A 13,459-nucleotide genomic window follows, 5' to 3' on the forward strand; every position below is an offset into this window, starting at 1 on the left:
CGTACGCCGTCGCACCGGGCTGTCGCCCTCGGCCGCCGCGACGAACGGCGTCCGGGCCGAGGCCACGAAGACGGCGGCCGGGCCCCGGCACGTCGCTACAGCCAGCCCTTCTCGCGGGCGATGCGGACCGCCTCGGCCCTGTTGCGGGCCGCCATCTTCTGGATCGCCATGGAGAGGTAGTTGCGGACCGTCCCCTGCGAGAGGTGGAGCACGGCCGCGATCTCCGCGTTGGTGGAGCCGTCCGCCGCCGTGCGCAGCACGTCGCGTTCGCGGTCGGTGAGCGGGCTCGCGCCGTCGGCGAGCGCCGCCGCCGCGAGGGTGGGATCGATGACCCGCTCCCCGGCGAGCACCTTCCTCACCGCCGCTGCCAGTTGGGACGCGGGGGCGTCCTTCACCAAAAAGGCGTCGGCGCCCGACTCCATGGCCCGGCGCAGATAGCCGGGGCGGCCGAAGGTGGTGACGACGACGACCTTCACGGCCGGGAGTTCGCGCCGCAGGGCCGCCGCCGCGTCGATGCCGGTCATGCCCGGCATCTCGATGTCCAGGAGCGCCACGTCGATGCGGTGCTCGTGCGCCGCGGCCAGCACCTCGTCCCCGCGGGCGACCTGGGCCACCACCTCGATGTCGGGTTCCAGGCCGAGGAGTGCCGCGAGGGCCTCGCGCACCATGGACTGGTCCTCGGCGAGGAGGAGTCTGATCATGCTCATTCCGTGGATCCTAGGCCGGATTCGAGCGGCACACTCAAGGTCAGGGTGAAGCCTTTACGGGATCCGGAACCGGCACCGGGGCCGCCGGTCCGGGTGGTCAGCGTGCCGTCGACCGTGGCGAGGCGTTCGGTGATGCCGGTGAGGCCGTTGCCCGGCTTCGTCCCCGCGGCCCCGACGCCGTCGTCCGCGACGGTGAGTTCGAGGACCCTGCCGTCGAGGGTCTGACGCGGGGCAAGAGTGACCGTGCAGTGCCGGGCCTCGCTGTGACGTACGACATTGGTGACGGCTTCCCGCAGCGCCCAGGCGAGCACCTCCTCCGGCTTCTCGGAGAGGTCGTCGGGGGCCTCGGCCGGTACGTCCGCGGCGATGCCCGCGGCGGCGAGGGCGGTACGGGCTCCGGCCAGCTCGCCGGGAAGGGTCGGCCGGCGGTAGCCGGTGACGGCGCTGCGTACGTCGACCAGGGCCTGGCGGCTGACCTGTTCGATGTCCGCGACCTGGGCCGCCGCCTGCTCCGGGTGGTCGGGGAGCATCCGCCCGGCCAGCTCGCTCTTGAGCGTGATGAGCGAGAGCGAGTGGCCGAGCAGATCATGCAGATCGCGGGCGAGCCTGAGCCGCTCCTCGTTGGCGGCGAGCTGGGCGACGGTCGCGCGGGCCTCCCGCAGCTGGACCGTCGTACGGATCAGCTGCCGTACGCCGGTCATCGCGAACCCGCCCAGCAGCGCGGGGAAGACCAGGGCGGTGATGAGCTCCCGGGAGTGGTTGCCGGTCAAGCCGATCCCGACCAGGACGGCGGTGACGGCGGGGATCAGCCAACGGGCGGTCCGCAACGGCATGGTGGCGCCGACGGAGACCGCGACGTACACGAAGAGGACCAGCCACGCGCTGCCGAGCGTCAGGGAGAGGACGGCGGCGAGGGTACCCAGGAAGGCGATCGCGGAATGGACGAGGCGCCGGTCCAGGGCCTTCGCCGTCTGGCGGAAGACCAGCACGAGATACGCCGCGACGAACACCACCAGACCGAAGGTGCCGAGCGCCGTCGCCCACGCGGGGTGTTCGCCGTCGATGAGGTCCTTGACGGGGGCGCTCATGAACGCGAGCCAGACACCGATCCAGAGCAGCTTGATCCAGACCTGTCGGCGCCGCGTCGGCGGGCTCCCGATGCCCACGGACGTCTCGTCGTCGTTCACGCCTTCAGGGTGTCCTTCCGGTAGAGCCAGGCCGCCCCGCCCGCGAAGATCAGGAAGTAGACGCAGAGGATGGCGACGTCCTTGGCGTGCGGCGATCCGCCCATCTCGATCGCCTGGCCGAGAGAAGCGTACGCGTGCGTGGGCAGCCATTCGGAGATGCGCCGGAGCCACCCCGGGAAGGTGGCGCTCGGCATCCACAGGCCGCCGAGGATGGAGAGACCGAAGTAGATGATCATCGTGATCGGGCGGACCGCATCACCGCTGGCGATGTAGCCGATGGCGACCCCGAGCGCGGCGAACACCAGTGAACCGGCCCAGATGACCCCGGCCAGCGCGAACCACTGCCAGGTCTCCACCCGTACGTGCTTGACGGCGGCGGCGACCAGGAAGACGACCACGATGCAGGGCAGGGTGACCACCGCCGCGCTGGCGATCTTCGCCAGGACGTAGCCCCGGCTGGGCAGTGCGGTGAGCCGGAGCTGGCGGACCCAGCCCTTCTCGCGCTCCTTCGCGATGCGTTCGCTGTTGCCCATGAGGACGGCGGTCAGCGCGCCGAAGGAGGCCATCGAGACCATGAAGAACGCCTGGAAGGTGAGATCGGTGTGCGGTACCAGGTCGCTGGTGTCACGGGTCCCGGAGATCAGCAGATAGATCACCGAGGGGTAGATGACCGAGAAGAACATGAACTTCTTGTTCCGCAGGGTGCGGGTCACTTCGAGCCTGATGAGTGCCCACGAAAAGAGACTCAGCATGCGGTCCTGGCCTCCTCGGCCTCGGTGATGGCTACGAAGGCCTGCTCCAGGCCGAGTCCCGCGACTTCGAGTTCGCGCGGGTAGAGGCCGAGCCCGTAGACCGCGTGGACGGTCGCGTCGGCATTGTGCGACTGGATACGGACCCGGTTGCCGGTGATGTCGAGCGTGGCGAGGAACGGCAGCCCGCGCAGGGCCGCTTCGTCGACCGGACCGTCCAGCTCGAAGGAGATCCGGCGGGCCCCGGCCTTCGCCTTGATCTCGGCGGCGGTCCCGTCGGCCAGCAGCCGGCCCTTGTGGAGGACGAGGACACGGTCGGCGATCGCGTCGGCCTCTTCGAGGTAGTGGGTGGCGAACAGGACGGTGCGGCCCTGCTCGGCCTGCTCGCGCATCGTGGCCCAGAAGGCCTGGCGCGCGGTGACGTCCATCCCGGTGGTCGGCTCGTCGAGGACGATCAGGTCGTTGGCCCCGGCGGTGGCGAGCGCGAACCGTACGCGCTGCTCCTGGCCGCCGGAGAGCTTGTTGACCATGCGGTCGGCGATCTGCGCGATGCCGGCGCGGGACAGCACCTCGTCCACCGGGTAGGGCCTGGGATGCAGATCGCAGGCGAGGCGGACCAGTTCCTCGACCTTGACGTCCTCCATCAGGCCGCCGGTCTGCAGCATCGCGCCGACACGGCCTGCGGCGATGGCGTTCTGCGGGGTGGTGCCGAAGACCCGGACCGAGCCGGAGTCGGCGGTGCGCAGTCCGAGCAGCAGATCCAGGGTGGAGGACTTCCCGGCGCCGTTGGGGCCGAGGAGCGCCACGGTCTCGCCGGGATGCAGGTCGAGGGTGAGCCCGTCGACGGCACGCACCGCTCCGTACGCCTTGCTGACCCGTTCGAAGCGGACCGCGGCGGTCTTCGCCCCGGTGGCCTCGGTCGCTGTCGTTGTCATGCGTCCAGCGTGGCGGAGGCAGGGGTCCGCCCGGCAGGGTCGCCGATCGTGGATTCGGGATGACAGATGTCATGCCGAGCGCGTGACTCCGTGGCCGGGCCCGCGCGTGAACACGGCCCGTCATCGGAACGTGGCCGCCGCGCACGCACAGGTATCCGCACACACACGGCCCCGCCCCCGGCCGGAGATCCGGGCGGGGGCGGGGCGGGTGGGGTGCTGTTCACCGCTGTGGGGCGGTCATCCGTTGCCGTTCAGGTCGATCGTGGCCGTCCGCTCGGCGGTGGTCTTGCCGAGCAGCGCGGTCCTCATGGCCGCCGCCACGTCGTCGGCGTTGAGCTGGTGCTGCTTGCCGTCGCCCTTGGTGATCATGATGCCGTTGAAGACCCCGTCGCACAGGGTGTCGATGGCCTTCTTGTCGTAGTGCTCGACCAATCGGCCGTTGACCGGCACCATCGTGAGGATCTGCGGCAGCGACTTGGCCGGGCCGAACTGGATCTGCTTGGGACCGGCCTTGATCGTGACCAGACCGGACATCGCGGGCTTCGCGAACTCCCTCATCGCCCGGTCCAGTTCCGCCTGGTTGATCGTCGGCTCACGGGTGGTGACGGGCAGTTGGACGGTGGCCGCCTTGCCGGTCTGCACCTGGGCCCGGTACGCGTCACGCACCGAGATCATCGAGCGGTTGACGTCCAGTGTCTTGCCCGACTTGCCGGGTACGGCGACGGCCTTGCCCGGCTCGAACTTGATCGTGCCGTCGTTGGCCGAGCCGGAGACTCCCGCCAGATCCGCCAGCGCGACACCGAGCTTCTCCTCGTCGACCGGGATCACCGGGTCGACCACGCGCTTGCCGCCGAAGAGGGACCCGATGACGGAGACCGGGTTGTAGTCGCTGCCCGCGGCGGACCGCACGGTCGCCTGGCTGTCCAGGCCGAGCCCGGCCTTGTCCGGTGCGAGCTCGGTGTTCTTGCCGTCCACCGACAGCTGGAGGGGTGCCACCGCGCGCTTGCCGAGAGCGGCGTCCAGCTTCGCGACGCCGTCGTCCTTCGTGCCGCCGCCGATGTCGACGCCGAGGACGGTGGTGCCCTTGGGGACGTCGGAGTGGTTCATCAGCAGCCCGGCGCCGTACGCCACACCGAGCAGACCGACGACGCCCGCACACAGGAGGACCAGCTTGGAGCGGCCCTTCTTCGCGGGCGCGGGCGCCGGGGCGAGGCGCGCCGCGGCGGGGGCCGGCGACGGAGCGGCCGGACCGCCGGGCCCCGCCGGGCCGGTGCCCATCGCGTCGTCCGCGATACGGGGCGTCAGATCGGGGCGTCCGCCGCCGGGGCCGCCCGCGCTCGCGAACGGGGACGGGGAACGGTGCTCCGGCGGAACGACGGGGATGCCGCTGGTGAGCGTGTCACCGGAGACGTTGCCGCCCGGCCCGGCGGCGGCCGGGGCCGCGAACTGGGGCGTCAGCACCGCCGTGTCGTCGGACATCCGCGGGGGCGTGCCACCGGGGGCGCCGGAACCCTGCGGGCCCGCGGGACCGCCGGAGCCCGGTGCGCCCGGTCCGTCGAGATTCGGGGTGAGGGACGAGGTGCCGGTGACCGGGCCCGTGGTGGGACCCGAGGGGCCCGGCGTACGCACTCCGAGGTTCGGCGTGGGGCGCGAGCCGCCCGCGCCGAACTCGTCCAGGGCGCTGCCGCCGGTACCGGGCGCGTCCTGGCCGTCCGTGCGCTGCGGGCCGTCCGAGAAGTACGGCAGGTCGGGGCGGGGCGGGGCGGGCGGGGCGCCCTTGGCGCCGTCCGCGCCACCCGGCGCGCCGCCGGTGCCGATGACCGACGTGTTCGTGGGGGCCTTGCGCGGGGCGAACCAGTCGCTGCCGCTCTTCTCCCTGGCCGGCTTCTCGGCACCCGGTTCCGTGGTCGCCGACTCGGTGCCCGGTGCGGCGTCGGAGGCGTCCGACGTACCGTTCGGCGCGGGCGGGCCGGGGCGCGGGATGGTGCCCGTGCGCTCGGCGTCGGCGGTGTCGGCGTCGCTCATGGGCGTACGCATGACCACGGGCGGGATGGGACGCGAGCCCGGGATGTTGATCCGGATGCGCGTCGTCAGCGTCGTCTCGGTCCTCGGTTCTTCGGACTGAGGCGGGTCCGCAGGCTCCGGGGCCCCCTCCGGGGCGTCCTGCGAAGGGTGCAGCGACGGATACTGGCGGGATCCGTACGGCGGCGTCCCCGAGGGGTACGCGGCTCCTCCGCGCCCCTGGGGCCCGGAGGACGAACTGTCAGTTTCACGACTCAAAGCAGGTTCTCCCGATTGGCTCCACCGCCCGTACTTCCCCCATGCCGCAGGCCAGGGGACGGCTCGGCGCGCGAACCACCATACTGGCCGCGGCCGACAGACACCCCGCGACCGGGGGAAACGACCGCATGACCGACGAACGGACAAGGGGCATTACGGGATCGGACGTGGCACATTACTTGCCAGGTCGGCCGCTGTCGGCGCCCGGTCGGGGCGACCGCGACATGGTGGCACAGATCACAGCGACGGCCATCCCGCCGAGCATGAAGAGGGTGAGGCCCAGCTCGTCGCCGAAGACATAGTCGCCCTCCGGCCGTCCACCGAGCAGCAGAACGACCGAAATCAGCCAGCCCGCCGCGGGTGTCAGAGCACCGAGCTGGGTGTCGAAGACGCGGCGCCCGCCGTAGAACAGCCCGGCGCAGGCGAGCAGCGCGAGCAGCAGTCCGGCGGGGAACCACGCGGCCTGGACGAGCGCCCCGGCGATCCCGACGAGCGCGCCGAGGACGGCCAGGCCCACGTAGGCGGCGATCCGCCCGGGATTGAGGGGCGCGGCCAGGCCGGTCGCCGGGACACCCCCGGAAGGCGCCCCGGAGCGCGGTGCGCGCTGCTTGCCGTCGCTCATCGCTCCGCTCCCGGTACGCCGGCGAACAGGTCGTCCTCGCGTGCCCCCCGCGGGGCTCCGGAGGTGCCGCGCACCAACTCGTAGTACTCGGTGGTGAGGACGGGCTGGCCGAGATCGTTGGAGAGGGCGAAGAAGGGGCCGTCCACGGCGATCTGCGTGACATGGGCCCGCATCGCCGCGCTCTTGGCCGCGGCATGGGCCGAGCCGTCGATCCGCGCGGTGATCCTCGCGTCGTCGACCACACCCGGCACGTCGTCGATGGCGGCGATCCCCGGGAAGGCGTCCGGCGCCGTGTCCCGCAGGCGCGCGAAGCCCTCCTCGACGACCGAGCGCGGCACCCGGTTCCAGTAGATCTTGGCGACGGTGTGCGGGGCGTCCGGTCCGGGGCGGTACGCGGGGTCGGCGGCGAGCTCGGCGGCGCGCATCGCGACACGGTGGGCCTGGATGTGGTCGGGGTGTCCGTACCCGCCGTCGGGGTCGTAGGTGACGAGGACCTGCGGGCGCACCGAGCGGATCACCTCGACGAGGTACCCGGCGGCGTCGTCCACGTCCGCGTTCCAGAAGGCGCCGGGGCGGTGGTTCTGCTCGGCGCCCATCATTCCGGAGTCGCGGAAGCGGCCGGGGCCGCCGAGGAGTCGGTGGTCGGTGACCCCGAGCTCCTTCATCGCCGCGGCGAGTTCACCCCGGCGGTGGGGCCCCAGGGTGTCGTCCCGGTCCGCCGCGAGATGGGCGAGTCGGGGCGGGATGACCTCGCCCTCCTCGCCGAGCGTGCAGGTGACCAGGGTGACCTGGGCACCCTCGGCCGCATACCTGGCCATGGTGGCGCCGTTGTTGATCGACTCGTCGTCGGGGTGCGCGTGCACCAGGAGCAGACGCCGGGCTGGATGGTCCGTCATGGGGACCACCCTACGAGCCGAACGCCCCGGGGCCGTGCCGGGCGTCGCGCCCCCGGCCCCGATCCGCCGACCGGGCCCCGGCCGACCATGCCCGCGCACCGGTCGTCGACGAGTCGGCGCTCAGAACTTGAGGCTTCCGATCATGCCGGCCACATTCGTGGTCAGGTTCGAGATGCTGGGCGCAATGGACGAGCTGGCGAGATAGAAACCGAGCAGTGCGCAGACCACCGCATGTCCGCCCTTCAGTCCGGATTTCCGGATCAGCAGGAAGACGACGATCGCCAGCAGCACCACCGCCGAAATCGAGAGTGCCACGGCGGTTCACCTCCATCAGTACGGTCGGGACGGGCAGCACACATGGAGCCAGCAGGTTCATACCCACCGAGCGCTACGGATCATAACTATCCGTCGTACCGCATTGATCGGGGCACAGCAGCACGAGGGGCGCACGACCGGGCGGTCGGGCACTAGGTTCGGGCCCATGACTTCGCAGAAGATCTCATTTCCGCGTCAGCAAGCCAGGACGATGCGATTCACCCTCGGCGCCCCCCGTGCGTTCACCGTGTCACCCGACGGAGAGCGGGTGATCTTCCTGCGGTCGGGGTCCGGAACGGACCGGACAGGACGGCTGTGGGTGCTGGACCTGCCCGAGGGCGGTACGGCCGAGGAGCGCGTCGTCGCCGACCCCGAGAGGCTGCTGGGCGGTTCGGCGGAGCGGTTGTCGCCCCAGGAGCGGGCCCGGCGCGAGCGCAGCCGTGAGGGCTCCTCGGGGATCGTCGGCTACGCGGTCGACGCGGCGGCCGAGTTGGCCGCGTTCGCGCTCTCCGGGAAGGTGTACGTCGCGGAGTTGCGGGCGGGTACGGCGCGGGCGCTGCCGGTGCCCGGCCCGGTGATCGACCCGCGGCCGTCTCCGGACGGGCGACTCGTCGCGTACGTCGCGAAGGGCGCGCTGCGCGTCGTGGGCGCCGGGGGCGACGGCGATCTGGCGCTCGCCGAGCCGGAGGGGCCGAACGTCTCGTACGGCCTCGCGGAGTTCGTCGCGGCCGAGGAGATGCAGCGCTCGCGGGGCTTCTGGTGGTCGCCGGAGTCGGACCGGCTGCTGGTCGCCCGGGTCGACGACAGCCCCGTGCGGCGGTGGTGGATCGCGGATCCCGCACACCCGGACCGCAAGCCGGCCGAGGTCGCCTATCCGGCGGCGGGGACTCCCAACGCCGAGGTGCGGCTCTTCGTGATGGGCCTGGACGGCACCCGCACCGAAGTGGTCTGGGACCGGACGCGTTACCCGTATCTGGCGCAGGTGCACTGGTCGTCGGCCGGGGCCCCGCTGATCCTGGTGCAGGCCCGTGACCAGCAGAGTCAGCTGTTCCTCGCGGTGGACCCGGAGACGGGTACGACCCGGACGGTGCACGTCGACGAGGACCCGGTCTGGCTGGAAATCTTCCCCGGTGTGCCCGCCTGGGCGCCGGACGGGCGGCTCGTGCGGATCGCGGACGAGGGCGGGGCGCGGGTGCTCGCGGTCGGCGACCGGCTGCTGACCGGGGCGCAGTTGCAGCTCCAGGCGGTCCTGGACATCGGTGATTCGGATGTCCTGGTGTCGGCGTCGGCGGGCGAGGAGGCCGCGGAGCCGGAGATCGGCGAGAGCCATGTGTACCGGGTCAACGAGCTGGGCATCGAACGGGTCTCCGAAGGGGCCGGGGTGCATTCGGCCGTCCGCGCGGGCGCGGTGACGGTGCTGGTCTCCCACTCCCTGGAGCGGCCGGGGGCCCGTGCCGAGGTCCTGCGGGACGGCAAGCGGATCGCCACCGTGGCGAGCTTCGCCGAGGAGCCGGTTCTGTCGGCACGGGTACGTCTCACCGAGGGGGGCGCACGGCGAATTCCGTGCGCCGTGCTGCTCCCCGATGGGTACAAAGAGTCGGACGGTCCCCTTCCTGTACTGATGGACCCGTACGGCGGGCCGCACGGCCGACGGGTGCTCGCCGCCCACAATCCGCATCTGACGTCACAGTGGTTCGCCGACCAGGGTTTCGCGGTGGTCGTCGCGGACGGCCGGGGCGCACCGGGGCGTTCGCCGGCCTGGGAGAAGGCCGTCAAGAACAATCTCGTCCTCACCGTGGACGACCAGATCGAGGCGCTGCACGCACTCGCCGGGCGGTTCCCGCTGGACCTGGGCAAGGTGGCGATCCGCGGCTGGTCGTTCGGCGGATATCTGGCGGCGCTGGCCGTGCTGCGCCGGCCGGACGTCTTCCACGCCGCGGTGGTGGGCGCGCCGGTGACCGACCAGCGGCTGTACGACACCCACTACACCGAGCGCTATCTCGGCGATCCGGCGAAGCAGCCGGAGGTGTACGCGCACAACTCGGTGCTGACGGACCAGGGGCTCTCCGAGGCCGCGGACGAGGCCCGGCCGATGATGATCATCCATGGTCTGGCCGACGACAACGTGGTGGTCGCGCACGCGCTCAGGCTGTCGTCGGCGCTGCTCTCGGCGGGGCGGCCGCACGAGGTGCTGCCGCTCAGCGGGGTGACGCACATGACGCCGCAGGAGCAGGTGGCGGAGAATCTGCTGCTGCTCCAGGTGGACTTCCTGAAGCGGTCGCTGGGGCTGCGGGGGTGAGCTGAGCGGGGCGGTGCCGGCCGCGCCCGTCACCAGCCCGGCGGGGGCTGGGACGGGGGCGGCGGACCGAAGACGCCGGGCCGCGGATAGCCGTACCCCTGCCCGTAGCCCTGGTGGGGCGGGGCAGGATCGTCCGTGCTGCCCCGCCGGGCCAGCACGATCAGTACCACCGCCGCGGCGATCGTCTCGAAGAACCAGCTCAGCAGCGTGAGTTGGTCCTCGGTCCGCAGATCGGCGAAGTGGTCCAGCATCCTGTAGTGCACGGCGCGGACCACTCCCAGCACCCCGACGGACAGCAGGAAACCGGCCGCGATCAGGCCGAACGGCCGTGCGTGCACGGCGTGGAAGAGCGCGCTCGTCCCCGCGAACACACAGAGCAGCGCGAGGACCGCGTTGTGCCAGCCGGGCGGTGCGTCGACCAGTCCCAGGAGGAGCCGGTCCCCGCCCACGAACCAGTCGGGGTAGATGAAGGGGAACCGCACCGCCTGGCGGATCTCCCAGGCGATCACCACCGCTCCCGAGGCGCCCAGCAGCAGAAAGGCGGTCACACGCGCACCCCGACCCGGCCGGGTCGGGGTGCGCTCGGAGAAGTCGTGCGGCGGTCTGCGGCCGGCGCCCGCGGTGATGATCAGCGCGATGCCCACCGCGAGGGCCGCGAAGGCGCAGATCAGGGCGCGGGTGCGGAGATCGTCGGAGAACCGGGCGTTCATCCGGGACGCGCCGATGTTCCAGAGCGCCGGCAGCCGTACGGCGAGAGTGACCACTCCGGTGGCGACCAGCGCGGTACCGGCCACGGCGGACCGCAGGGCCGCGAACGCGGCGACGACATACACCAGGAGCAGCACCACGTCGTCGGCCGAGGTGGTGGGCACGGCGGACAGTTGCGCTTCGCGGTAGCCGGCCCAGTACCGCCACAACCGGCCCGGATCGTCGACCGCCCCGACATCCCGCACGAGCCAGCCCGCGACCATCACCGCGAGCAGGACGCAGAGAACGGCGCCGGTGACCCTTGCCCCCGTGTGAGTATCACCCGAGCGATACTCCACCGCCCCCGGCCGCCGGACAAGAGCCGGGCCGCGGCGATGCGCGAACGGGCAACCGGCCGGGGGACCTGACGGCCCCCCGGCCGGCTCACGGCACCCGCACGGCCGTACGAGGACCATGGTGGCGCGTTCGTATATCGGACGTGCGACGGCCGGGTTGCCCCGGCGTTAACGTGCGGGCCGTCAGATGACCCGGCTGCTGCCGGAGGGCGGCGGCCCGCCCTCCTCGCCCTCGTCGTCCGGCGTGCCCGCCCCTCCCGTCCCGTCCTCGCGCTTCTCCGGTGGCGCCCCGGCCTCCTCCACCGTCGTCCCCCCCGGCGTCTCCAGCAGCCCCTCCGGCGGCACCACCTGCTTCTCCTCCGCGAAGTGGCAGGCCGAATCGTGTCCGGCGGGCGTGTCCGTCAGCCGGAAGACCGCCGGAACCGCCAGCAGCGGCACCTCCAGTTCGCACCGCTCCCGCGCCTTCCAGCAGCGCGTGCGGAAGCGGCAGCCGGAAGGCGGGTTGGCGGGTGAGGGGACGTCGCCGTGCAGGATGATCCGCTCCCGGTGCTCGCGGGCCGTCGGGTCCGGCACCGGGACCGCGGACAGCAGCGCCTGGGTGTACGGGTGCGTGGGGTGGTCGTAGATCTGCTCGTCGGTGCCGATCTCGACGATCCGGCCGAGGTACATCACGCCGACCCGGTCGGAGATGTGCCGGACGATCGACAGGTCGTGCGCGATGAAGACGTAGCTCAGCCCGAACTCCGTCTGGAGGCGGTCCAGCAGATTGACGACCTGCGCCTGCACGGAGACATCGAGGGCCGAGACGGGTTCGTCGGCGACGATGATCTCGGGGTTCAGGGCGAGGCCTCGGGCGATGCCGATGCGCTGGCGCTGACCGCCGGAGAACTGGTGCGGATAGCGGTTGATGTACTCCGGGTTGAGACCCACGACGTCCAGCAGGTCCTGGACCTTGCGCCGCCGGTCCCTCTTCGGCGCCACCTCGGGGTGGATCTCGTACGGCTCGCCGATGATGTCGCCGACCGTCATCCGGGGGTTGAGGGAGGTGTACGGGTCCTGGAACACCATCTGGATGTTGCGGCGCACGGCCTTCAGCGCGCGTCCCGACAGCTTGGTGATGTCGTCGCCCTTGTACTTGATCGCGCCGGCCGTCGGCCGTTCCAGATGCACCAGCATCCTGGCCACGGTCGACTTGCCGCAGCCCGACTCCCCCACGATCCCGAGCGTCTCGCCCGCCGCCAGGTCGAAGGAGACCCCGTCGACGGCCTTGACCGCGCCGATCTGCTTCTTGATCAGGATGCCCTGGGTCAGCGGGTAGTGCTTGACCAGATCGCGGACCTCCAGGATCGGCTCGCGTCCGGCGGCCGGGAACCCGGCCCGCTCCTCGGCGAGCAGGGCGTGGGCCGTCCCACCCCCTTCGCGTGCTTCCTCGCGCCCCGAGTGGTCAGCGTGCATCGAGCGTCTCCTTCCAGAAGTAGCAGGCGCTCTCACGGTGCTCGGCCACCTCGAACAGCGGCGGGACCTCGCCTCGGCAGACCTCCTGGGCCATCGGGCAGCGCGGGTTGAAGGCACAGCCCGGCGGGATGTGCAGCAGGTTGGGCGGCAGGCCCTTGATCGCGTACAGTTCCTGGCCCTTCTGGTCCAGGCGCGGGATCGACCGGAGCAGGCCCTTGGTGTACGGGTGGGCGGGGGCCCGGTAGATGTCGTGGACGGGGGCGGCCTCGACGATCCGGCCCGCGTACATCACGGCGATCTTGTCGGCGACGTCCGCGACCACGCCCAGGTCGTGGGTGATGAGGATCAGGCCCATGTTCAGCTCGCGCTGGAGCTCGGCCAGCAGGTCCATCACCTGGGCCTGGACGGTCACGTCGAGGGCGGTGGTGGGCTCGTCCGCGATGATCAGCGACGGTTCCAGCGCCAGGGCCATGGCGATCATGATGCGCTGGCGCATTCCGCCGGAGAACTGGTGCGGATAGTTGCCCACGCGCTCCTTCGCGGCCGGGATGCGGACCCGGTCCATCAGTTCGACGGCCTTCAGCCTGGCGTCCTTGCGGGACATCCCGCGATGGACGACGAACATCTCGCCGAGCTGCTCCCCCACGCTGAGCACGGGGTTGAGGGAGGAGAGCGCGTCCTGGAAGATCATGGCCATCTCCTGGCCGCGGATCCTCCGTCGCTCGTCCTTGCGCATCTTCAGCAGATCGCGGTCCTTGAAGAGGATCTCGCCGCCGCCGATCCTCCCGGGCGGCATGTCGAGAATGCCCATGATCGCCTGTGCGGTGACCGACTTGCCGGAGCCCGACTCGCCGAGGACGGCCAGCGTCTCGCCCTCGGCCACCGAGTAGTTGACCCCGTTGACGGCCTTGGCCACCCCGTCACGGGTGTGGAACTCCACGTGCAGATCGCGCACTTCGAGCAACATGGCA

12 protein-coding genes are annotated in these 13,459 nt (G+C 71.6%); 1 reads left to right on the plus strand and 11 read right to left on the minus strand.

Translation table 11 applies throughout. The features are described from left to right. Positions 1–95 precede the first annotated feature (95 nt). The 8 genes from ACIOHC_RS25090 to ACIOHC_RS25125 all read right to left on the minus strand — a co-directional run bounded on the left by ACIOHC_RS25090 (position 96) and on the right by ACIOHC_RS25125 (position 7,691). Entirely contained in the window at positions 96–707 is a 612-nt protein-coding gene (locus ACIOHC_RS25090; RefSeq protein ID WP_365691363.1) for a response regulator transcription factor, read from the minus strand. Then, positions 704–1,894, minus strand: a complete 1,191-nt coding sequence (locus tag ACIOHC_RS25095; RefSeq protein WP_351085155.1) for a sensor histidine kinase — start codon at positions 1,892–1,894, stop codon at positions 704–706. Before ACIOHC_RS25095 ends, ACIOHC_RS25090 begins: the two co-directional genes overlap by 4 nt. After that, positions 1,891–2,646: an ABC transporter permease gene (locus ACIOHC_RS25100; RefSeq protein WP_365691359.1), complete on the minus strand. Its 756-nt coding sequence runs from the start codon at positions 2,644–2,646 to the stop codon at positions 1,891–1,893. The genes ACIOHC_RS25095 and ACIOHC_RS25100 overlap by 4 nt, the downstream gene beginning before the upstream one ends. Continuing rightward, a complete protein-coding gene (locus ACIOHC_RS25105) occupies positions 2,640–3,578 on the minus strand; it encodes an ABC transporter ATP-binding protein (protein WP_365691358.1) in 939 nt (312 codons plus the stop codon). Before ACIOHC_RS25105 ends, ACIOHC_RS25100 begins: the two co-directional genes overlap by 7 nt. A 237-nt stretch (positions 3,579–3,815) precedes the next feature. Continuing rightward, a complete protein-coding gene (locus ACIOHC_RS25110) occupies positions 3,816–5,603 on the minus strand; it encodes a hypothetical protein (protein ID WP_401844082.1) in 1,788 nt (595 codons plus the stop codon). 430 nt (positions 5,604–6,033) lie between these two features. Further along, positions 6,034–6,480, minus strand: a complete 447-nt coding sequence (locus tag ACIOHC_RS25115; protein ID WP_351085163.1) for a DUF6113 family protein — start codon at positions 6,478–6,480, stop codon at positions 6,034–6,036. After that, entirely contained in the window at positions 6,477–7,376 is a 900-nt protein-coding gene (mshB, locus tag ACIOHC_RS25120) for an N-acetyl-1-D-myo-inositol-2-amino-2-deoxy-alpha-D-glucopyranoside deacetylase (RefSeq protein ID WP_351085165.1), read from the minus strand. The genes ACIOHC_RS25115 and mshB overlap by 4 nt, the downstream gene beginning before the upstream one ends. 120 nt (positions 7,377–7,496) lie before the next feature. After that, entirely contained in the window at positions 7,497–7,691 is a 195-nt protein-coding gene (locus ACIOHC_RS25125; RefSeq protein ID WP_093896879.1) for a hypothetical protein, read from the minus strand. A gap of 166 nt (positions 7,692–7,857) precedes the next feature. Here ACIOHC_RS25125 and ACIOHC_RS25130 point away from each other — a divergent pair, with 166 nt between their 5' ends. Continuing rightward, positions 7,858–9,990: a prolyl oligopeptidase family serine peptidase gene (locus ACIOHC_RS25130; protein WP_365691354.1), complete on the plus strand. Its 2,133-nt coding sequence runs from the start codon at positions 7,858–7,860 to the stop codon at positions 9,988–9,990. 29 nt (positions 9,991–10,019) lie between these two features. Here the strand turns inward: ACIOHC_RS25130 and ACIOHC_RS25135 are convergent, their stop codons facing one another. The 3 genes from ACIOHC_RS25135 to ACIOHC_RS25145 form a co-directional block, all read right to left on the minus strand. Beyond that, the gene (locus ACIOHC_RS25135; protein WP_401844086.1) at positions 10,020–11,036 is read right to left on the minus strand and encodes a hypothetical protein; all 1,017 of its coding nucleotides are present in this window, start codon (positions 11,034–11,036) and stop codon (positions 10,020–10,022) included. A 180-nt stretch (positions 11,037–11,216) separates the two neighbouring features. Beyond that, positions 11,217–12,488, minus strand: coding sequence for a dipeptide ABC transporter ATP-binding protein (locus ACIOHC_RS25140; RefSeq protein WP_351085170.1), 1,272 nt, complete (start codon positions 12,486–12,488; stop codon positions 11,217–11,219). Then, positions 12,478–13,455: an ABC transporter ATP-binding protein gene (locus ACIOHC_RS25145; protein WP_351085172.1), complete on the minus strand. Its 978-nt coding sequence runs from the start codon at positions 13,453–13,455 to the stop codon at positions 12,478–12,480. The genes ACIOHC_RS25140 and ACIOHC_RS25145 overlap by 11 nt, the downstream gene beginning before the upstream one ends. Between the last annotated feature and the right edge of the window lie 4 nt (positions 13,456–13,459).

It is taken from the genome of Streptomyces sp. NPDC088252 (assembly GCF_044740965.1).
GTDB lineage: Bacteria > Actinomycetota > Actinomycetes > Streptomycetales > Streptomycetaceae > Streptomyces.